The organism is Streptomyces sp. NPDC060027, assembly GCF_042737005.1.
GTDB lineage: Bacteria > Actinomycetota > Actinomycetes > Streptomycetales > Streptomycetaceae > Streptomyces.
Map to the genome: position 1 here is coordinate 1 of NZ_JBHWVI010000151.1, position 21140 is coordinate 21140.

16 protein-coding genes are annotated in these 21140 nt (G+C 71.7%); 12 read left to right on the top strand and 4 right to left on the bottom strand.

What is annotated here, in order from left to right:
* Positions 1 to 164: 164 nt before the first annotated feature.
* Positions 165 to 698: a TerD family protein gene (locus ACFWBT_RS29760; RefSeq protein ID WP_351535420.1), complete on the bottom strand. Its 534-nt coding sequence runs from the start codon at positions 696 to 698 to the stop codon at positions 165 to 167.
* A 154-nt stretch (positions 699 to 852) separates the two neighbouring features.
* Here ACFWBT_RS29760 and ACFWBT_RS29765 point away from each other — a divergent pair, with 154 nt between their 5' ends.
* The 4 genes from ACFWBT_RS29765 (at position 853) to ACFWBT_RS29780 (ending at position 5474) form a co-directional block, all read left to right on the top strand.
* On the top strand, positions 853 to 1458 hold the full coding sequence (locus ACFWBT_RS29765) for a YdbC family protein (RefSeq protein ID WP_385705878.1): 606 nt from the start codon (positions 853 to 855) through the stop codon (positions 1456 to 1458).
* A gap of 106 nt (positions 1459 to 1564) precedes the next feature.
* Positions 1565 to 2224, top strand: a complete 660-nt coding sequence (locus ACFWBT_RS29770; RefSeq protein WP_385705880.1) for a histidine phosphatase family protein — start codon at positions 1565 to 1567, stop codon at positions 2222 to 2224.
* A 12-nt stretch (positions 2225 to 2236) separates the two neighbouring features.
* Positions 2237 to 3166: an ADP-ribosylglycohydrolase family protein gene (locus tag ACFWBT_RS29775; protein WP_385705882.1), complete on the top strand. Its 930-nt coding sequence runs from the start codon at positions 2237 to 2239 to the stop codon at positions 3164 to 3166.
* 892 nt (positions 3167 to 4058) lie between these two features.
* The gene (locus tag ACFWBT_RS29780) at positions 4059 to 5474 is read left to right on the top strand and encodes a DUF4153 domain-containing protein (RefSeq protein WP_385705883.1); all 1416 of its coding nucleotides are present in this window, start codon (positions 4059 to 4061) and stop codon (positions 5472 to 5474) included.
* 192 nt (positions 5475 to 5666) lie between these two features.
* Here the strand turns inward: ACFWBT_RS29780 and ACFWBT_RS29785 are convergent, their stop codons facing one another.
* On the bottom strand, positions 5667 to 7214 hold the full coding sequence (locus tag ACFWBT_RS29785) for an MFS transporter (RefSeq protein WP_385705885.1): 1548 nt from the start codon (positions 7212 to 7214) through the stop codon (positions 5667 to 5669).
* Positions 7215 to 7400: 186 nt separating this feature from the next.
* Between ACFWBT_RS29785 and ACFWBT_RS29790 the strand changes: the two genes are divergently transcribed.
* From ACFWBT_RS29790 to ACFWBT_RS29800, 3 genes are all read left to right on the top strand, one after another.
* Positions 7401 to 8024, top strand: coding sequence for a TetR/AcrR family transcriptional regulator (locus ACFWBT_RS29790; RefSeq protein WP_385705887.1), 624 nt, complete (start codon positions 7401 to 7403; stop codon positions 8022 to 8024).
* Between the two features lie 81 nt (positions 8025 to 8105).
* Complete coding sequence (locus ACFWBT_RS29795; protein WP_385705889.1) at positions 8106 to 8807, top strand: ribonuclease HII; 702 nt, start codon at positions 8106 to 8108, stop codon at positions 8805 to 8807.
* Between the two features lie 68 nt (positions 8808 to 8875).
* Positions 8876 to 9502, top strand: a complete 627-nt coding sequence (locus ACFWBT_RS29800; protein WP_385705891.1) for a hypothetical protein — start codon at positions 8876 to 8878, stop codon at positions 9500 to 9502.
* Positions 9503 to 9953: 451 nt separating this feature from the next.
* Here ACFWBT_RS29800 and ACFWBT_RS29805 read toward each other — a convergent pair whose 3' ends face one another.
* Together ACFWBT_RS29805 and ACFWBT_RS29810 are read right to left on the bottom strand one after the other, a co-directional pair.
* The gene (locus tag ACFWBT_RS29805; protein WP_385705893.1) at positions 9954 to 10586 is read right to left on the bottom strand and encodes a hypothetical protein; all 633 of its coding nucleotides are present in this window, start codon (positions 10584 to 10586) and stop codon (positions 9954 to 9956) included.
* 224 nt (positions 10587 to 10810) lie between these two features.
* Complete coding sequence (locus tag ACFWBT_RS29810; protein ID WP_385705895.1) at positions 10811 to 13009, bottom strand: RecQ family ATP-dependent DNA helicase; 2199 nt, start codon at positions 13007 to 13009, stop codon at positions 10811 to 10813.
* A 451-nt stretch (positions 13010 to 13460) separates the two neighbouring features.
* Between ACFWBT_RS29810 and ACFWBT_RS29815 the strand changes: the two genes are divergently transcribed.
* The 5 genes from ACFWBT_RS29815 to ACFWBT_RS29835 all read left to right on the top strand — a co-directional run bounded on the left by ACFWBT_RS29815 (position 13461) and on the right by ACFWBT_RS29835 (position 21038).
* On the top strand, positions 13461 to 14789 hold the full coding sequence (locus tag ACFWBT_RS29815; RefSeq protein WP_385705896.1) for a DUF4192 domain-containing protein: 1329 nt from the start codon (positions 13461 to 13463) through the stop codon (positions 14787 to 14789).
* 308 nt (positions 14790 to 15097) lie between these two features.
* On the top strand, positions 15098 to 17227 hold the full coding sequence (locus tag ACFWBT_RS29820) for a glycogen debranching N-terminal domain-containing protein (RefSeq protein WP_385705902.1): 2130 nt from the start codon (positions 15098 to 15100) through the stop codon (positions 17225 to 17227).
* A 121-nt stretch (positions 17228 to 17348) separates the two neighbouring features.
* Positions 17349 to 18107 (top strand): NUDIX hydrolase, encoded by a 759-nt coding sequence (locus ACFWBT_RS29825; RefSeq protein ID WP_266763418.1) that lies wholly within the window; start codon positions 17349 to 17351, stop codon positions 18105 to 18107.
* Positions 18108 to 18230: 123 nt separating this feature from the next.
* Positions 18231 to 19988 (top strand): ATP-binding cassette domain-containing protein, encoded by a 1758-nt coding sequence (locus ACFWBT_RS29830; RefSeq protein ID WP_385705898.1) that lies wholly within the window; start codon positions 18231 to 18233, stop codon positions 19986 to 19988.
* A 162-nt stretch (positions 19989 to 20150) separates the two neighbouring features.
* Entirely contained in the window at positions 20151 to 21038 is an 888-nt protein-coding gene (locus ACFWBT_RS29835; protein WP_385705900.1) for a FadR/GntR family transcriptional regulator, read from the top strand.
* Positions 21039 to 21140: the final 102 nt, after the last annotated feature.

A 21140-nucleotide genomic window follows, 5' to 3' on the forward strand; every position in this document is an offset into this window, starting at 1 on the left:
CAGCCGATGGCCGTGCCGCCCCTCCCGGCCTTTTCGCGGTCCTACGGAGAGCGCTGTTTCGAAAAGGCGGTTCTACGGGGGCCTGTTGCGCGGAGGCGGTCATGCGGGGCCCTGTGCGAGGGCCGTCGGGCGGGATGCGCGACCGGGCTGCGGGGGAGTGCGCTTCACGCCTCCTGGGGGCTGCCCATGACCCTGGCGAAGGTCGCCGGGTCCGTGTCGTAGCCGTGGATGCCGGGATGGAACGTCCACTCCCCGGAGTGGTCGCGTACGAACTCCCCGATGGTCGCGGCCGTCGCGCCCAGGACATCGCCGAAGTCGCCCTCGGTCAGGACGGTGTAGCCCTCCCGCAGGCGGAAGCCGGGATTGAGGACGCCGACGAACGTCTTCGGTCCGGTGCGCTGCTGGATGAGCACGCCCACCACCACGCGCCCGTAACGGCTGTCCAGGCGGTCGAGTTCGAGGGTCATGACCTCGTCCCAGCCGAAGCCCTTGCCGTCCTTGCTGTCGCGGTTCAGATAGATGGTGCCGTCCGGCGAGCGGCTGCCGAAATACACCACGTAGTCCGGGTTCCCCTGGGGTGCGGACGCCAGATAGGTCGCCGCGATGATGTCGAGGTCGGTCGCGGGCTCACCTACGGGACTCGGATCCCACTTCACTGCCAACTCGGCCTTGCGGATGCCCTTGTTGAGACCGTTCACCGGATTTTCCCTCCCCGTTCTTCAACAATCACCGGCCCAACTGCCCTGCGGGCATGGCCGGTTGCCCATCGTGTCACGCGCGCCGGGGAGCTCGCGCGGATCCACTGCGCCGGAGAGTGACCGGCGCCACGTTCCGTGGCCTTACGATGGCGCGGTGCTGGTCAAGTGGATTCGCTGCACCGTGGTCGATCGCCGCGGTTTCGAACGGGGGCAGCGAAAGTGGGCGGGGCTTCTGGGGGAGCCGGGATTCCGGGGACAGGGCGGAGGATGGAGTGTGGGGCGGTCCGGCGTCGCGCACATCTTCGCCTTCTGGGAGAGTCGTGCCTTCTACGACTCCTTCATGGCCCGGTCCCATGACCGGCTCGCCGCCGCGCAGTCGGGCACCTTCAAGGACTCCCAGGTCAAACTGTTCGACCACCGCTTCGACGTGAAGACCGGCTTCGAGCCGCGCTTCACGGACGCCGACGTGGTGCGGGTCGCGCACTGCCGGGTCCACGAGGACCGTGCCGAGCACTTCGCCCTGATGCAGGAGAAGGTCTGGAACCCCGCGATGGCGGGTTCGCCCGGCATGGTGCGCGGCCTGTTCGGCGAGGCGCCCGGCAGCGAGTTCCTGGTCCTGTCCATGTGGAAATCGGCCGCCGAGCACGGCAAGTACCGTGCCGAGCGGGTGGAGAGGCTGGCGCTGCGCGCCCAGATCGAGGCCGACATAGCCGCCCTGGCGGGGGACATCGTGCAGCTGGAACCCGGCTGGATCGTCTGACGGCACGCGCTCCGAGTCGGCCCTGATGTGCAGGAACGGTGTGACATGCGCCGTATAGGGCCGGTACGACTGCTCGATCCGCGCCGATACGATCTAGGGTCTTGGCATGGCACGACCACGGCGCATCGTCCTTGTCCGGCACGGCGAGTCGGTGGGCAATGCCGATGACACCGTGTACGAACGCGAGCCCGACCACGCTCTGGCGCTCACCGAGACGGGGTGGCAACAGGCGGAGGACACCGGCAAACAGCTGCGCGAAGTCTTCGGCCGGGAGCGCGTAAGCGTTTACGTCTCCCCGTACCGTCGCACCCACCAGACACTCCGCGCGTTCCACCTCGACCCCGGGCAGGTCCGGGTGCGCGAGGAGCCGCGACTGCGGGAGCAGGACTGGGGCAACTGGCAGGACCGTGACGACGTACGTCTCCAGAAGGCCTATCGCGATGCGTACGGGCACTTCTTCTACCGGTTCGCGCAGGGCGAGTCCGGTGCCGACGTGTACGACCGGGTCGGTGGTTTCCTGGAGAGCCTGTACCGGAGCTTCGAGGCCCCCGACCATCCGCCGAACGTGCTCCTGGTGACCCACGGCCTGGCCATGCGGCTGTTCTGCATGCGCTGGTTCCACTGGACGGTCGCCGAGTTCGAATCGCTCTCGAACCCGGGGAACGGCGAGGTGCGGATGCTCGTTCTGGGGGAGGACGGCAGATACACCCTTGATCGTCCCTTCGAGCAATGGCGTGATCCGGAATCGTACGGAGTCACCGGATAGAGTGGCAGGGCGATGATCGCTGACTCCTCTCCCGACGGGCGCCACGACCGCGCCCTGGCCAGCCTGCGCGGACTCGCGGTGGGGGACGCGCTGGGCTCGCAGTTCTTCGTGCCCGCGAACTACCCGCTGCTGAAGCGCCGAGAGCTGCCGCCCCGCCCCTGGCAGTGGACTGACGACACCGAGATGGCCGGCTCGGTGGTCGCGGTTCTGGCCGCACACCACCGCATCGACCAGGACGAACTGGCCCGCTCCTTCGCCGACCACCACGACTTCGACCGGGGCTACGGCCCCGCGGTCAATCGGCTGCTGCGGCAGATCCGTGAGGGCGGCGACTGGCGCGAGCTGGCGTCCGCCCTCTTCAAGGGACAGGGCTCCTGGGGCAACGGCGCGGCGATGCGGATCGCCCCCCTCGGGGCCTGGTACGCCGACGACCCGGAGCAGGCGACCCACCAGGCGGAGATCTCCGCCTATCCCACGCACCAGCACCGTGAGGCCGTGGTCGGGGCCATGGCCGTCGCCGCGGCCGCCGCGCTGGCCGCCGACCCGGCGGGCCCGCCGAGCGCCGAGGCCCTGCTCGACGGCGTGATCGCGCTCGTACCGCGCAGCGCCGTGGGCGCGGGACTGCGGCGCGCCCGGGACATGCTCGACTACGGGGACGCCGCGACCGTCGCAGCCGTACTGGGCTGCGGACGGCGTACGTCGGCTCACGACACCGTCCCCTTCGCCCTCTGGTCGGCAGCCCGCGCCCTGGGCGACTACGAAGAAGGCTTCTGGGTCACCGCCCAGGTCGGCGGCGACGTGGACACGACCTGTTCCATCGTGGGCGGCGTGGTCGCCTCCGGGAAGGCCGGAGCGCCACCCGCGGCATGGCTGGACGCCACGGAGACGCTGCCGGAATGGGTACCGCGGCCCGCGTACGGGCGTACGGCCGGCGACGCGTAGGGCGTACGGCGGGGAGGGCTCCCCGGGCCATCGAGCTGTGGCCCGCGGGCCGAGGCGCACGAGCGGTGCCGCGGGCGTCCCTCGGGGAGTCCTCGGAAAGCCGTCACGTCGGCCTCCGTAGGGCAGGCCGTCGGGCTGTGTCACAGGCTTGCTACAGCCCAGCAGCCCCACCGTCGGCCCCGTTGCCCGTGGATACCCTGTGCGCCACGCCGCCCGTTGATCATGTCGGGCGTGTGCCGACGAGACACCGGTCGGCAGCCTCCCCGCCGCGATGGCGCGCTGCGGGCTGCCCGGAGACCGGCTGGGAGGGGATCCCTTGCCCGACATACCGTCCACGCCCGAGCCGAGAGACGGGGCGCCGGCGAAGCCGAAGAGCCCGGAAGCGAGCAAGGAGGTTCCGGAGGCCGAGAAGAGGCTTCCGGAGGCAGCGGAGCCGGAGGATTCCACGGATCCGACCGGACCGGGATCGACGGGGCGGCCCGGCCCCGAATCCGACCCCACGGGGAAGACGGCCGAACCGGGCGCCGGGGAGGAGCCCGGGGACACGGCAGAGCCCGGGGACGAGGAAGAGCCCGAGGGTCGTGCCGACGAGGAGGCCGGCGAGGAGGTGTCCGCGGAGCCCGAGCCCGCGGGTCGGGTCGCCCGAGAGGCCGGCGGGGACGAAAAGCCCGAGGAGCCCGAGGAGCGAGCCCCCCGAGTGGCCGACGCGGACGGGACGCCCGGGGTACATTCCGCCCGAAAGGCCGACAGGGACGTGACGCCCCGGGCGCAGGCCGCTCGAGCGAGCGACGCAAGCACCGACTGGGCGCCTCTGTCGCCCACGCATGGCTCGTGGTCGGCCGATCTCCAGGTCACGCCGCCCGCCCCGGTGCGTACGCCCACGCTGTGGGCCGTGCTCGCGACCGGCGTGCTGAGCATGCTGCTCCTGGACGACGGCCTGGCGATCAACCTTCTGCTGGTCGCGATACCCGCCTCGCTCGCCGCGTACTTCGCGGGCCGGGCCGCGGGACGCCGCACGCGCGCGTGGACCCTCGTCTGGGGCATCGGCGGCATCGGTCTGCTGAGCGTGCCCGCCCTGCGGGACGCGGACTGGCCGTCGTTCCTCGCCGTCGTGACGGCGATCGCGCTCGGGTCGCTCGCGCTGCACGGCGGACGCACCTGGCCCGCGGTCCTGCTGGGCCCCATCGGCGTCTTCAACTCCGTGGTCACCGGCCCCGCGTGGGGCTGGCGTGGGCTGCGGGAACGATTCGGCGGGGCCCGTCGCACCGTGGGTGTCGGGCTGCGCGCGCTCGTGGTGACCGCGGTCCTGCTTCTGGTCTTCGGGGCGCTGTTCGCCGGGGCCGACGCGGCCTTCGCGAATCTGCTCGGCGACCTGGTGCCGGACACCTCTGTCTCCGGCGGCCCCTGGCGCCTGGTGCTCCTGGTGTTCGGCCTGGTCGGAGCGCTGGCCGCGGCCCACACGGCAGCCGCGCCGACGCAGTGGGACCGGGTCGTGGTGCCCGCCGGGCGTCCGCGCAACCGCGTCGAGTGGGCCCTGCCGCTGATCGTGCTCGTCGTGCTCTTCGCGGCCTTCAACGCCGTCCAGCTCGCCGTCCTCTTCGGCGGTTACGACGCCGTACTGGACAAGACCGGTCAGACGTACGCCGAGTACGCGCGTCAGGGTTTCTGGCAGCTGTTGCTCGTCACGCTGCTGACCCTGCTCGTCGTGGTGTTCGCGTTGCGCTGGGCGCCGCGGGACGACGCGAGCGACCCGAAGCTGGTACGGGGTGTGCTGGGAACTCTCTGCGGCCTGGCGCTCGTTGTCGTGGCATCCGCTGTGCGACGTATGGACATGTATGTGGAGGCGTACGGGCTGACGCGGCTGCGGTTGTCGGTGGTGGCAGGGGAGCTGTGGCTGGGGCTGGTCATCGCGCTGATCATGGCGGCCGGGGTGTGGGGCGCCCGCTGGCTGCCCCGCGTCGTCGCTGCCAGTGCGGCGGCCGGCGTGCTCGCGTTCGGGCTGATGTCGCCGGACGGTCTGATCGCCGAGCGCAATGTCCAGCGGTACGAGGACACGGGCAAATTCGACCTCGAGTACGCGCGAGACCTGTCGGCCGACGCCGTACCCGCCCTCGACAAGCTCAAGGAGCCGATGCGCTCCTGCGTGCTGAACTCGATCGCCGATGACCTGGGCGAGGACGACACACCCTGGTACGCGACCAGTTGGGGCGCGGCCCGAGCCCGGGACATCCTCCGTGACCGCCCGCCGGCCGCGTCCGCCGACTGGAGTTCGTGCAGCGACCTGTCGAGCGACCTCATGTACCGCTGAGACGCCTCCCGTCGGCCTGGGCCTTTGAGCGACGGGTCGGGTTCGTGTGCGCGCCTCGCCGTGTAGCCCGTCCGACACGGGCGCCTCCGCTTCGGCAGGGGTGCCCGCCCTCGGCTTCACGCAGCGGACGGCCGGACCGTGTTCGCCGTCGGTCTCTTCCCGACCACGACGCGGCCGTCCGCGGCTCCGGCCTCAGCCCGCGGCGGGTCCCGCCGTGCCGGCCAGGGCGTCCAGATCGCTCTTGCGTACCTTGATCACCAGTGCCGCGGTGATCAGGGCGAGCAGGGCCATCGCCACCGCCGGTACGAATGCGGTCGAGATGCCTTGAGCGAGCACTTCGTGACCCCAAGGTGCAGGCAACTGGTGGGTCTTGGCGAACTCCGCCTTCTGCTCGGCCGAGCCGTCCGCCAGGAACTTCGGCAACTGCTTCTCCGCCTCGTCGCGGCCGGCGGTGCCGAAGACCGTGGTGAGGATGGCGAGGCCGAGGGAACCGCCGACCTGCTGTGTGACGTTGAGCAGGCCGGAGGCCGCCCCCGCCTCGTGCTGGGCGACACCGGAGACCGCGGTCACCGTCAGCGTCACGAAGTTCAGGCCCATGCCGAAGCCGAACAGCAGCATCGGACCGAGGACTCCGCCGGCGTACGAGCTGTCGGGGCTGATGAAGGTCAGCCAGCCGAGCCCGAGGGCGACGAGTGCGGATCCGGTGACCATGAACGGCTTGGGACCCAGCACCGGCAGGAACCGCTGCGAAAGACCGGCGCCGACCGCGATCGCGACCGTCACCGGAAGGAAGGCCACGCCGGCCGAGATCGGGCTGTACCCCAGCACGTTCTGCACGAAGAGCACGATGTAGAAGAACATGCCGAACATCGCGGCCGCGAGGCTCAGCATGATCAGATACGTGCCCGAGCGGTTGCGGTCGGCGAACATCCGCAGCGGGGTGATGGGCTCCTTGGCCCGCGTCTCGATGGCGGTGAAGGCCAGCAAGAGGGCGACGGCCGCGACGAACGACCCGATCGTGAGGTTGTCCCGCCAGCCCGCCTCGGCGGCGCGGATGAAGCCGTACACCAGCGACGCCATGCCGGCTGTCGAGGTGAGCGCGCCCGCGATGTCGAAACGTCCTGGGTGGCGTTCGGACTCGTTGATGTACAGCGGGGCGAGGACGGCGATCAGGATGCCGATGGGTACGTTGACGAAGAGGACCCACCGCCAGTCGAGCCACTCCGTGAGCATGCCCCCGGCGAGCAGACCGATGGCGCCACCACCCGCGGAGACCGTCGCGAAGACCGCGAACGCCCGGTTCCTCTCCGGGCCCTCGGGGAACGTGGTGGTGATCAGGGCCAGCGACGTCGGTGACGCGATCGCGCCGCCGACCCCCTGCAGAGCGCGCGCCGCCAGCAACTGCCAGGGCTCCTGGGCGAGTCCGCCGAGCAGCGAGGCGAAGGTGAACAGCAGGATGCCGGCCATGAAGACCCGGCGCCGGCCCAGGATGTCACCGGCCCGCGCGCCGAGGAGCAGCAGGCCACCGAAGGTGAGGGTGTATGAGCTGATCACCCATGTCAGGTCGGTCGTACTGAAGGCGAGGGCGTCTTGAATGTGCGGGAGTGCGATATTCACAATCGTCGCGTCGAGTACCACCATGAGTTGGCAGGCCGCGATGACGGTGAGCGCGATGCCGGGATGCCCCTCCCGGCGGGCCGCACCCGGCTTGGTGTCCTGAATCAACTGAGAGGTTGTCACTATGCTTCCCCCACAAGTGCGTTAGTGAACGCTCGCGTTCACTGTCGCGTCAACGGTAGTGAGTCCCCGACAGTGAACGCAAGCGTTCACTGAAGTTGCTGCCCGCGGACGTCAACTCGATCGCTCCTCCCCGCAAAAGCCCGAACCTCCCCGAATTTCGCTCCCCTGCACGACGGAGACACTCTGATGGTTACTTCGCGCTGGACGGCCGCCCCCGCTCAGGCGGCCTCCTCGCGCCGGCGCGGTGCCGTGCTCGAGCGCGCCATCCTGGAAGCCGCGCTGGAACAGCTCGGCACGGTCGGCTGGAACGGCCTCACCATGGAAGGTGTGGCCGCGCGCGCCCAGACCGGCAAGGCCGCGGTCTACCGCCGCTGGCCGTCCAAGGAGGATCTGGTCGCGGACGCGCTCCAGGCCGGGCTGCCGAACCAGGCGGAGGCTCCCGACCTCGGCGGCATCCGGGAGGACCTGCTGGAACTCTGCCGGCGTGTACGCGCGGCGATGTTCTCGCAGACGGGACTCGCGCTTCGCTCAGTGCTTCACGAATGCGATGTGAACCAGGCCGAACGTTTCAACCGGGTGATCCTCGGCGGGGTCGTCGAACCCACCATGGGACTGCTTCGTGAGGTCATCCACCGAGGTATCGACCGCGGTGAGGTGCGTCCCGACGCCGCGAACGCGTACGTCTTCGACGCCATCCCGGCGATGATGATGTACCGCTCCAAGGTGTGCGCGAGCGAATGGAGCGATCAGGATCTCCAGGAGATGATCGACCAGCTGATGGTCCCGCTGCTGCGCGGGAGGGGTGCCTGACCCGCTCCGGCGCGGGCTCGCCGGACGCTCGGGGAACCTGGTTGTCGCGCGGGGCTCCGAGCGGCGTAGTCTGAGGGCGCCATGCCGTACGAACCCCCCACCCACACCGTCGAGCGCTCCCTCCGCGCCACGACCGGAGCGAAGGTCATTGCCGGTGTCGACGAGGTGGGACGCGGTGCCTGGGCCGGTCCCGTCACCGTCTGCGCCGCCGTCACCGGACTGCGCCGACCGCCCGAGGGCCTCACCGACTCCAAGCTCCTGACCGTCAAGCGCCGGACCGCGCTCGCCGTGGAGTTGGAGAAATGGGTGACGTCGTACGCCCTCGGGCACGCCTCCCCGGAGGAGATCGACCAGCTGGGGATGACGGCCGCCCTGCGCCTCGCGGCCGGACGCGCCCTGGAGGCCTTGCCGGTCCGCCCCGACGCGGTCATCCTCGACGGGAAGCACGACTATCTCGGAGCTCCCTGGCAGGTCCGCACGGTGATCAAGGGCGACCAGTCCTGTATCGCCGTCGCGGCGGCCTCGGTGATCGCCAAGGTTCAGCGCGACAAAATGATGGCCGAACTGGGTGTCGACCATGCAGACTTCGGTTTTGCGGCCAACGCCGGGTACCCGTCGCCGGTCCACAAAGCCGCGCTGGAGGAGCGGGGCCCCACCCCGTACCACCGGTTGTCGTGGGCGTATCTTGATGCGCTGCCCCAGTGGCGGCATCTCAAGAAGGCCCGCAGCTGGGCGGACGGAAACGTTCCGGAGATCGAGGGCCAGCTCGGCTTCGATTTCTGACGATTCCGTTCGTACTCATGTGCCACCCGCCGACGCGAGTCGCACCGGCGTTTGATAGATATCAGCTCATGCCTCTCATTCCCGAGGAGCCTCAGATTCACGAGAGTGCCCAGGGTCCCCGCGTCACTCCGGCCATTGGCCGCACCGCGCCGACCCCCCGCCCTGTACCCGGTCCCCGTCCCGCGGCTCCGCCGCGTCCCGGCCGTCCGGGTCCTGTCCGGCCTGTGCCGGCCCAACGCGCCCCGCGTGAGCCGGTCGTGGCCACGCCGGGACCGTCCGCCAAGGCGGCCGCACCCGCTGCCGTCACCCCGCGGATCCAGCTCATCCCGGCCTCGGCCGAGGGCGCGCTGGACGCCGCAGAAGAAGCCGTCGACCTGCTGCTGGAGTCGGGCCGAGCCCCCGGTGAGGTGCTGGTGATCACCACCGGCGATCCGCACCCGTGGGCCGCGCACGAACTCTCCTTCGGCGAGGCCGCTTACTGGGCGCAGCACGACGCCGGCGACGACGTCTTCTACGCCGACGCCTCCGCCGCGGGCCGGGCCGTGTCCCGCCCCGTGGTCGTGGCCGCGGTCAACGGCGGCTCCGGCGAGGTCCTCGCCACCGCGCTGCCCCTGGCCCTCGGCCGGGCCGGTGCCCTGTTGATCGTCTGCGGCGACCCGCAGCAGATCAACTCGGTTCTGGGCGCGGGCGTCTGAGCGCGTTCCGGACCCGGTTCGGAACGCGTTCGGCGGGACGCTGAGGGTGCCGCCGCGGCGGCACCTGCACGGCGATCGCTTTCGCCTACCCACAACGCGTCCACACGCAGGGGGCGTCCCGTCCCGCGCTGTCCGTATGGCGCGCGCCTGGTGCGGATTCCGGCGCATGGCTGCGGGGCTTGCCCGCCTCTGGTGGATGCCACCGGAATGGCGATCGATCTCGTTCCATGTCCACCGTCACGTATGGCATGTGCACGCCAGCAGATGCGTACTCCCGCTGCCCAGTGGGTTCCGTCGCGTGATCGAGGGCATGCCTGCGCCCGGCATCCGTGCCGCGCGTCCATGGCGTACGCACGAGTGAGCGACACGGCCCCGGATCGGGCTCGTCGGACGTGTGCGGCCCGCCTTCCCTCGGAGGGCGGGCCGGTGTCCCCTGAGACTCGCCCGCGTCTCAGCGGGCGGCCGCCCGGCGCATGATCTCCGACGCGGCGCCTCCGGTGCGGGGCAGAGGCGGCAGCACCTCGCCCGCGAAGAACTCCGGTGTCGAGTCGGAGTTGGGGCGGCGTCCGCCGCGGCCCTCGCCGAGAACCTGCCAGCCGTCACGTGTCAGCGTGATGTACGCCCCGCACCGGAGTCCGTGGAGCGTGCAGGCATCCCGCAGTCCCCACATCCACGCCCCGTCCTCTTCCGTCCAACGCCCGTCGCCGTCCCGGCAGTACAGCAGCACGGCCGTATGCACGGGGGAACGGCGCCGCAGGTCGTGCGGGATGACCCGGCGGAGTTGCGCGAGCAGCGAGTTGCGGAACATCCAGCCGTCGGCCGGTGCCGAACGCCGGGTGAAGGACGCACTCGCCATGAGCCGTTCCTCCGGATCGAGCACTGCCACGATCGCGGTCGACGGTCTGGGCCGGTGCCGAGCGTGCAGTCCGCTGACGACCTCACGGGGATCGCGCAGAAGCGGAATTCCGGCCGAGGCCCATTCGGCGGGTTCGAGCATGCGGGCCAGTGGGTTGGCGGAAGCGGCGGACAGGTCGGGAGACGTCGACATGGATGCCGCCGAGGACGGAGCGAATCCGAAGGTCACGGTCCTCCCTTCGGCTACGTGCCCATACAGCGGGCGGGGTCGGACTTGGGGGAATGGCACGCCGCAGCAGAGCCCTACCGGACCACGGGCGAACCGTGCGGGGAGCGGAGCTCAATTCTTCCTGTCGAACTGGGTTGCGGCAACGAGCAATTGGGGCCACGGACCGTTTTCGGGCGATTAGCGTCCTATATACCTGCCCAGTGTTCCGAATCGCGACACGCGATTCACGCTTGTACGGCGAGGACCAGCGGCAACACCGCCTGAGCGCCCGCTCTGCGAAGCATCCGCGACGCCACCGCCAGCGTCCAGCCCGTCTCCGTGGCGTCGTCCACCAGCAGAATCGGACCATCTGCCGCTGCCAGGGCGTCGGCCAGCCGCGGAGGCACGGACAACGCCCCATCCAGCGCCTTCAGCCGCTGGGCGCTGTTGCTCCGGGAGATCTGCGAGACCTCGCCGACGTACTCCACGGATCCCAGCAGCGGAAGTCGGCCGACTTCCGCGATCCGCGCACCGAGCGACTGGATCAGCTGAGGCCGCGAGCGCGAGGCGACGGTCACCACGCCGACCGGGCGCGGCTGCGCGTCGGGCTGTCCGGAGGCCCAGCCGCCCGGACCCTTCGCCCAGTCGGCGAGGACGCCGACCACGGCCTTGGCGACGTCGTCCGGAACGGGCCCGTCCGGTGCCTGCGGGGCGAGCATCGGCCGCAGCCGGTTGCCCCATCCGATGTCGGAGAGCCGTCCCAGGGCACGCCCCGGAGCGGCTTGTTCACCGACCGGGATACGTCCCTTCAGGTCGACGCCGACCGCCGGCAGCCCGGTCGGCCACATCTTCCGGGGCTCGACATCGACACCCGCCCGGTCCAGCTCGCCGCTAGCCGCGTCCAGCGCGGCGGAGGACACCGCCGCCTGGAAACGGCCGCCCGCGCAGTTGTCGCAGCGCCCGCACGGTACGGCTCCCTCGTCGTCCAACTGCCGCCGCAGGAACTCCATACGGCAGCCGGTCGTCGCTACGTAGTCCCGCATCGCCTGCTGCTCCGTCGCCCGCTGCTTGGCCACCCACGCGTAGCGCTCGGTGTCGTACGTCCAGGGCGAGCCCGTGGAGGTCCAACCGCCCTTGACCCGGTGCACGGCTCCATCCACGTCGAGCACCTTGAGCATGGTCTCCAGGCGGGACCTGCGCAGCTCCACGAGTGGTTCGAGCGCGGGCAGCGAGAGCGGCCGCTCGGCCCGAGCCAGCACGTCCAGGGTGCGCCGCACCTGCTCCTCCGGAGGGAAGGCGATCGAGGCGAAGTACTCCCAGATCGCCTGGTCCTCCTTGCCCGGCAGGAGCAGCACCTCCGCGTGTTCCACACCGCGTCCCGCGCGTCCCACCTGCTGGTAGTAGGCGATGGGGGAGGACGGGGAGCCCAGGTGCACCACGAATCCCAGGTCGGGCTTGTCGAAGCCCATGCCCAGGGCCGACGTCGCGATCAGTGCCTTGACGCGATTGGCGAGCAGGTCCTCCTCGGCCTGCTGGCGGTCCGCGTTCTCGGTCTTCCCGGTGTACGACGCCACGGTGTATCCGCTCTGCCGCAGGAACGCGGTGACCTCCTCGGCCGCGGCCACGGTGAGCGTGTAGATGATGCCGGAGCCCGGCAGGTCGTTCAGATGCTCGGCGAGCCAGGCCATCCGGTGCGCGGCGTCCGGCAGGCGCAGCACGCAAAGACTCAGACTCTCCCGGTCCAGGGGGCCGCGCAGGACCAGCGCGTCGGTGCTCACTCCGGTTCCCAGCTGCTCGGCGACATCGGCCGTCACGCGCGCGTTGGCCGTCGCGGTGGTGGCCAGCACCGGGGTGTCGGTCGGGAGGTCGGCGAGCATGGTGCGCAGGCGTCGGTAGTCCGGCCGGAAATCGTGGCCCCAGTCGGAGATGCAGTGCGCCTCGTCGACCACCAGGAGGCCGGTGGCCGCGGCCAGCTTGGGCAGCACCTGGTCGCGGAAGTCGGGATTGTTCAGCCGCTCCGGACTCACCAGGAGGACGTCGACCTCGCTCGCCGCGACTTCGGCCTGGATCGTCTCCCACTCCTCCGTATTGGAGGAGTTGATCGTCCGCGCGCGGATTCCGGCGCGGGCCGCCGCCTCGACCTGGTTGCGCATCAGCGCGAGAAGCGGGGAGACGATCACCGTGGGCCCGGCGCCCCGCTCGCGCAGCAGCGCCGTAGCGACGAAGTACACCGCGGACTTGCCCCAGCCGGTGCGCTGTACGACCAGTGCCCGGCGCTTGTCGGCCACCAGCGCCTCGATGGCGCGCCACTGGTCCTCGCGCAGCCGGGCGTCGCCAGCCCCGACGAGGCGGGCCAGGACGGCATCGGCCGCCGCGCGCAGGTCTTCGCGGGCTGCGTCGTGTGCGTTGTCGGTGGCTGCGGGTCGCGGGTCTTCGTTGGTCATGGCTCCATGCAACCCGATGGGTCGGACAAAGCGCGAACGAGCCCGTCGAGCTGTGGACAACTTCTGGCGTGATCATGGTGATGGTTATCCACAGGCCGAACCGGAATTTCGTGATCCGCGGGATGGTCACCGCATGACGAATCACGACGAAGCGGCCGGCAGGTCCGGCGAAGAGAACATCGGCGCGGTCGACGGACGCGACGGGAACCGCGGGCGCGATCGATCCGGTGGCGAGCGCGATGGCGGCGGCCGGAGCGGGGCCGGTGGCCACACGGGCGACGGGCGGAACGGCACGGGCGGCCGATCCGGACCCGAGCGCAGGAACCGGCCGGGCCGTCAGCCCGAGCCACAGGTCCCGGGCGGTACGGTCCCTGGCGGCCGGCACCACCCGGGTGGCGCGAGCCTGGCCGGCGAGGCCCGGCACGGGGGCGGCCCCGGCACGGAACATCAGGTGACTCTGCGTACCCCGGCAGAGCTGGCCGACGCACTGCCCTATCTCCTCGGGTACCGGCCTGAGGACAGCATCGTGCTGGTCGCCCTGCACGACCGGGAGCGCCGAGGGAGGTTCGGGGGCCGGGCCCGCCTCGGCATCCCCGCCCACGCGGAGGACTGGCCGTCCGTTTCGGACCAGCTCGCGCAGGGTCTGGTGAAGGGCAGCGAGCGGCGAGGCGCCCGCCCCGAGAGCATGGTCGCGTATCTCTGTCAGGAACCCGGGAGCGGTGAATCGGGGCAGGAGGTCATGGAACGCCTGCGCCCGCTCGCGCAGCTGCTGCGGACGGCCTGCGGACGCCTCGACGTTCCGGTGATCGAGGCTCTCTGTATCTCGGACGGCCGCTTCTGGTCGTACACCTGCCCCGGTCAGGGGTGCTGCCCGGCCAAAGGCACGCCGATGGGGCTGCCCGGTACGTCCGTCCTCGCCGCCGCCGCGACGTACGCGGGCCTGCAGGTGCGCGGATCCCTGAAGGACCTGACAGCCAGGCTCGTTCCCTGGGAGACCGGCGACGCGCTGGGCCAAGAGGTGGCGCTCGACACGGCCAGCATGGCCCTCGTGCCGAGGATCCTGGAGGACGAGAGCCGCGCGGAGGTGGCCGAGGAGGCCCTCGCACTGGCCCGCCGGATCAGGGACCGGCTGGCGGACGCTCCACCCGTGTCCGGTACGCGTCCGGCGGACCTCCGCGACGACGGACTCCTGGAGAACGACGAGGCCGCCACCTTGATCCTCGGTCTCCAGGACCGCACGGCCCGTGACCGTGCGGCGCAGTGGATGGAGGGTGACGAGGCAGGCCCGGCGTTGCGGCTGTGGCGAGCACTGGCCCGCCGTTGTGTCGGTCCCTACCGTGAGCACGCGGCGGCGCCCCTCACCCTCGCGGGATGGGTCGCCTGGTCCATGGGCGACGAGCTGGAGGCACGAGAAGCGCTCGCCATGGCGCTCGGCGCCGACCCCGACTATCTGTTCGCCCGGCTCCTCCATCAGGCGTGCAATGAGGGCTTGGATCCGGAATCCGTCCGACGTTGCCTGCGGGCGGAGGGTACGGACCGTGGCTCGACACAGGCGGAGCCGTCGACCGATTCCGGCGCCCCGCTCCGAGCGGGAGACCCGACGTGCGCTTCCCTCGCGCCGGACACCCGTCCCTCGACGCCGGCCGCTCGGCGTCGCCGCCGGACCCGGCCGAACGTGAACGGCGGAAGCCGCCCGGGCCGGCGCGGCCCCGGGTCCGTGAGCGCCCAAGGACGTCGCCCGGCCCACGACGCCTCGCAGCTCGGCGACGGACAGGGGTGAGCGAGGGACGGAGGTCGGTCGGGTGCGGGAGCGGCGCGAGAGGGGATGGCGTGGTGCGGGGAGGACGAGTGAGTGGCCGGCGTCCGCTCGGCGGGTGGCTGTCAGGCCCGTCGGTCGCTCCACCGCCATTCGGTCGGCTTCCCGGGGCAAGGCGTGACCCCGGACAGGGCTGCCCCGTTCACCTGAGTGGCGGATTCCGTGGCCGGGGTTGCGCCGCCGCAACACCCCGGACCCTGCCCCTGCGGAGTCCCCACCCGAAGCCGAACGCGCTCCAGGCGCACCGAGCGCGGAGGAAGCCACCCATGCCCATGCCCCATCCGTCCTCGGCCCCCGACGGCGGCCGTCCGCCCGGGCGCGAGTCCGCCCAGCCCGTCAGACAGCGGGGCGCCCCGGAGGCACCACGAGCGGGGTGGGACACCGGTACGCCCTTCGTCCCGGCAGGGCGCGGCCCCGGCGCCGCCCAGACGCCCCTTCCCGTTCCGGGACCAACGGTAGAACTGCCGCCCGCCCACACCTCTCTGATCTGTGTCGCACTTCCAGGACTGGTGATCTCCACGGAGGAGGGACAACTGAACGGCCGCGGGCTGGAGGGCTTCTACCGCGCGGGTCGACGCGTGCTGTCCCGCTGCCAGGTGCGGGTCGCCGGCCGGGAACCGCTCGCGATGCAGGCCCGCATGCTCGCGGCCGACCGAGCCCGCTTCGTGGGCACGGTGCGCGCGTCCCGCGATGCCGGACCGGATCCGGACGTGGTCGTCGAAAGAACACGTCATGCGGACGGCGTCGAGCGGATCACCCTGCGGAGCTCGGCCCCTCGCACACTGCGCCTGCCCGTCGAGGTCGCCCTCGGGACGGATCTCGCGGAACTGGGCGCGGTCGCCTCGGGCCGAGCCGGGCCCGAGCTGCCGGCCAGCGTCCATGCCTCCGGCCTGCGCTGGTCCTGTGCCACAGGGCACGCGACCGTCACCGCCGATCCGCCTCCCGCCGACGCCCTGGCCTCGGCCGGACTGCTGCGCTGGGAACTCGAGCTGCCGCCGGGCGGCACCCTCAGCGTGGAACTGCGCGTCCGGCCGGACGGCCAAGGGCCGATCAGGGCGGTGGGTCGCGGCGCCGCGAGCCCGTTCGCCCAGGCCCGGGCGGTGAGCGACGTGCCGGGGGTCGAAGCGCTCCTGCGCACCTGCGTCGAGGACCTCGGGGCCCTGCTGCTGCGCGACTCCCGGCATCCGGCCGACACCCACCTGGCCGCCGGAGCCCCATGGCGCTGCGGGCTGGCGCCGGCCGAGGCCCTGGCCGCGGCCCGGATGACGTTGCCGCTCGGTACACGGCTCGCCGCGGGCACTCTGCGGACCCTCGCCCGCACCCAACTCGCCGGTCCGGGACCGCGCTCCGGACTGATCCCGGGACCGCTCCGGGACGGTGGGCCACACCTGCCGCCGGGCTGCACGGCCACCGAGGCGACGCTGCTCTTCCCCGTGCTCCTCGCGGAGGCCCGTCGCTGGGGGCTGGCCGAGCAGGAGGTCGAGGAACTGCTGCCCGCGGCCGAGCGGTGTCTGGACTGGCTGCGGACCACGGCCGGCGACGGCACGTATCTGCCCGACCCGCAGCCGGGCGGACCGTTTCGCTGCGAGACGCAGGCACACGCACACCGCGCGGCGCTGCTCGGCGCCGATCTGCTCGACGCGCACGACCGGACCGGTGGCACGGGGCTGCGCGAGTGGGCCCAGGCGTTGCGGACGGCGTTTCGCGACGACTTCTGGGTCGAGGACCGGGGCGGTGACAGACCGGCCGCCGCCCGCACCGCGGACGGGCGCCTCGTGCCCCAGCCCGGTTCGAGCACCTCCCATCTCCTCGACACCGGTCTGCTGGGCTCCGGACAACTGGCCCCCGGTCTGCTCGACAAGGTGCGGACCGAACAACTCGCGCGGCTGCTCGGCGGCCCGGCCATGGACTCGGGCTGGGGGTTGCGCAGCCTGGGGGCGAAGGAGGCGGCGTACAACCCGTTCGGCCATCGCAGCGGGGCCGTGCGCGTTCATGAGACGGCCGTCGCCGTCGCGGGGCTCGCCGCCGCAGGCTACGAGAAGGAGGCCGCCTCGCTGCTGCGGGGCGTACTGGCCGCGGCCGAGTCCTTCGGCAACCGGCTGCCCGAGATGTACGCCGGGGAGCAGCGCACACAGGGGAGCGCCCCGCTTCCCCATCCGGCGGCATCGAGGCCCGCGGCCATCTCCGCGGCGGCCGGCGTGCTCCTGCTCAGCTCACTGGCCGGGATCCGCCCCGATGCGCCCGCACGGACCGTGACCCTGCGCCCGTTCCGCGATGCGCCACTGGGCGAGATCGCTCTCACGGGCCTGCGGATCTCGGGCGCGCCCTTCTCCGTACGTGTCAGCAGACTCGGTGTCGCCATGGTCGAGGAGGCGGGCGACGGGCTGCAGCTGGGGATGTGACGGGGCGCGTTCCGGAGCGAGTGTTCCCGGTCGTGGAGTGCCGCCGGACGCGAGTCGATCAACCATGGACGGAGCTGCCGAAGGAGGTGTTTATCGTCAGGCAGACGACTATGATCGCGGCATGCCCTACGACCCGTCAGCCTTTCCGCCCTTCGCCGTGACCGTGGACCTGGTCGTGCTGACCGTACGCCGCCATGCCCTCTGCGCGTTGGCGGTACGGCGGGGCGAGCAGCCGTTCCAGGGGCGATGGGCGCTGCCCGGCGGCTTCGTACGGACCGACGAGGATCTGGCCCAGGCCGCGGCACGTGAGCTGGCCGAGGAGACGGGCCTGCGGGCCCACGACCCCTCCGTGCCCGCGCAGGACAACGGCGCGCACCTCGAGCAGCTCGCGACCTACGGCGACCCCAAGCGTGACCCCCGGATGCGGGTGGTCAGCGTCGCGCATCTCGCGCTGGCCCCCGACCTGCCCGCGCCCAGGGCGGGCGGCGACGCGAACAGCGCGCGCTGGGCACCGGTCGAGGAACTGCTGCAACAGGGCGGGTACGGCCGAGACGGGGAGCAGGCGGCTCCCCTCGCCTTCGACCACGCCCAGATCCTCTCGGACGGCGTGGAGCGCGCCCGATCCAAGATCGAGTACTCGTCCCTGGCGACCGCCTTCTGCCCCACCGAGTTCACCGTGGGCGAGCTGCGCCGTGTCTACGAAGCCGTCTGGGGCGTGGCGCTCGACCCGCGCAACTTCCACCGCAAGGTGACGGGCACACCGGGCTTCCTGGTGCCCACAGGGGGCACGACCACGCGCCAGGGCGGCCGCCCCGCCCAGTTGTTCCGCGCGGGCGGCGCCACACTGCTCAATCCGCCGATGCTGCGCCCCGAGGTCTGACGAGGGCGGCGAACCCGCTTCAGGGCTCGGGAGCCTCCGCATGGCCGCGAGAGCCGTGAGGCCCGCCCGAGGCGAGCCGCAAGGTGCCCGGAAATTCGGAAATGTCGCGCTATCTTGCTTCGAGTGATCCAGGCCATCGGACTGACCAGCAACACCCGCAAGGCGCGTCCGCCCGCAGTGGACGACGTGTCCTTCGAGGCGCGCGCGGGCCACCTCACAGCGCTCCTCGGAGCCCCGGGCGCGGGCAAGACGACGGCGCTGAAGCTCATGCTCGAACTCCAACAGGGCCGCGGGGTCACCTACTTCCGCGGTCGGCCGCTGCACCGGATCGCCCATCCCTCACGCGAGGTCGGCGTGCTCATGGGCGAGGTACCGGGCCATCCCGCGCGCACGGTCCGCGGTCAACTCCGCATGCTGTGCGCCGCCGCCGGCGTGCCCGTGCGTCGCGCCGACGAAGTGCTCGAGGTGGTCGGGCTCGTCAGCCTCCGCGACGAGCGCCTGGGCACGCTCTCCCGCGGCATGGACCGCCGACTCGGGCTGGCCTGCGCGCTCCTGTCCGACCCGCACACCCTCGTGCTCGACGATCCGACGGACGGCCTGTGCGCCAGAGAGCGCCGCTGGCTGCACGGGATTCTGCGCGCACACGCGACACAGGGCGGCACGGTGCTGTTCACCACGGACGACCCCAAGGAGGCCGCGCGCACCGCCGACCGGGTCGTCACGCTGGAGCAGGGCCGCCTCGTCGCCGACCAGGAGGCCGCGGACTTCGCCCGCACCCGGCTCCGGCCTCGGGTCGCCGTCCGCAGCCCGCACGCCGCCCGGCTCGGCTCCCTGCTGACCAAGGAGGCCCGCACGGCGCAGCGCTCCGTCGAAGTCGTGCGCGAGGAGGGCAACCGGCTCTCGGTGTACGGCAGCACCTGCGCGGACGTCGGTGAGATCGCCTTCCGGCACGGCATCCTCGTACACCAACTCGCCGACGAGACGGGCGACATGGGGCCGGAGCCGACCCCGTCCGCCGAAGCGGGCGAGCACCGGACCGAGGAGCCGCCCTCCGAGACGGCGGACGCGAACGACCTCTCCCCCCTCCCGCCGCCCATCTCCGTACGCCAGGCCCCGAGCCCGCTGCGTCCTCTGCGCTACGAACTGCGCAGGGCGGCCGGTGTCGGCACCGGCTACCTCACGGCGGCCGCCGTTCTCGTCACCTCGGCCCTCCTGTCCGTCCTCCTGGCCAGAATCGGTCACACGCCTCAGCCGCGTCTGCTGGCGGCGTGGCCGCGGGAACTCCCGCTGCCGCCCGCCGCGCTCGGCGCCGGGCTGCTGGGTGCCGTCGCCTTCGGCGAGGAGTTCCGCCACCCCGCCCTGGCCACGGACCGCGGCACCGTCCCGCGCCGCCTGGGACTGCTGACCGCCAAGCTCCTCGTCGCCTCGGGCGCCGCGCTGATGCTGGCATTCCTCACGGTGGGATGCGACCTCGAAGTGCTCTACCTCGTTTACGGACGGGAGCTCACCGGAGTTCCGCCGGACTGGCTTTCGCTGAGCGCGAGTTGGCTCGGCCTGGTGATGGGCTGCGCGTGGGCGGGCGTGCTGGCGGCGGGCATCTTCCGGTCCACCGCCGCCGGGCTCGCGGCGGTGCTCGCCGTGCCGATCGTCGTCGTACCCCTCGTACAAAGGGTCTTGCAGGGGCCGTCTGTGCGGTCGGCGGCCGGGTTCCCGGAGCGGCTTCGGGAGCTCGTCCTGATGCAGTGGCCGTTCGGTGGGGAGCGCTACCTGGCGGCGGGTGTGCGGGTGCTCGCCCAACCTGTGGGCGGAGCGCTGATGTTGTCGCTGGCCGCTCTGCTCTGCGCATATCTGCTCACGACCCTGCGGAGCCGGGTCCGATGACGACTGTCCGCACCCTTCCGTTCCCCCTGTGCGCACAACTCCCCGAAGAACGCCCATTTCTTTCCGATAAGGCGTCAATTGCGACGGGGTGAGCGATCACCCTTTCGTGTGCTTTTCACCAAAGACCTCAAGGGAGTTGGAATCGGCGCCGACAAAAGACCCGTGAGTACCCTTGCGCAGACCATGATGACCGCCGCCCGTTCCTCAGACTCCGGCCTGGCCGGACCGGGCGAACTCGACCGTTACCCCTATGCCGACGCCCCCGGTGTCGACCGCGTGGGCGCCCCTGTGTGGGCGAGCGCCGAGCCGGAGCTCGGCCGCGTCGGCCGGCGCGCCGCGGGCAGCCGCGGACGCGGACTGCACGGCCAACTCGTCCAGCAGCTCGGCCAGATGATCGTCTCCGGAGACCTCGGCGCGGACCGTCCGCTCGTCCCCGAGGAGATCGGCCAGCGGTTCGAGGTCTCCCGGACCGTCGTCCGTGAGTCGCTCCGCGTCCTGGAGGCCAAGGGGCTGGTCAGCGCCCGCCCGAACGTCGGCACGCGCGTGCGGCCCGTCAGCGACTGGAACCTTCTCGACTCGGACATCATCGAGTGGCGGGCCTTCGGGCCGCAGCGGGACGACCAGCGGCGCGAGCTGAGCGAGCTCCGCTGGACCATCGAGCCGCTCGCCGCGCGCCTCGCGGCCGGACATGGGCGCGAGGAGATCCAGCAGCGGCTCGGCGACATGGTCGAGATCATGGGCCACTCCATGGCTCAGGGCGACGCCCTCACGTTCTCGCGGGCTGACGCCGAGTTCCACTCCCTGCTGATCCAGCTCGCGGGCAACCGGATGCTGGAGCACCTCTCGGGGATCGTCTCGGCGGCCCTCCAGATTTCCGGTAACCCGGTCACCGGCTGTGACCGACCGAACGACGCCTCGCTGGGACATCACGCCCGCATCGTCGACGCCCTCGCGGCTGCCGACGGTGCCGCGGCCGAGACGGCCATGCGGCAGCTGCTCACCGTCCACCCCGAGGTGGAGCGTGTCGTGCCCGCGCCGCGCGAGCACTGATCGCGCACCGAGGGTGACGCGGTCCGGAGTGTGTGCGCGTCCGTGGCATCGCCAGGCCGGCGAACCGTCGCCCGTCGGGACCCCACCGAATCCTTCGTGGAT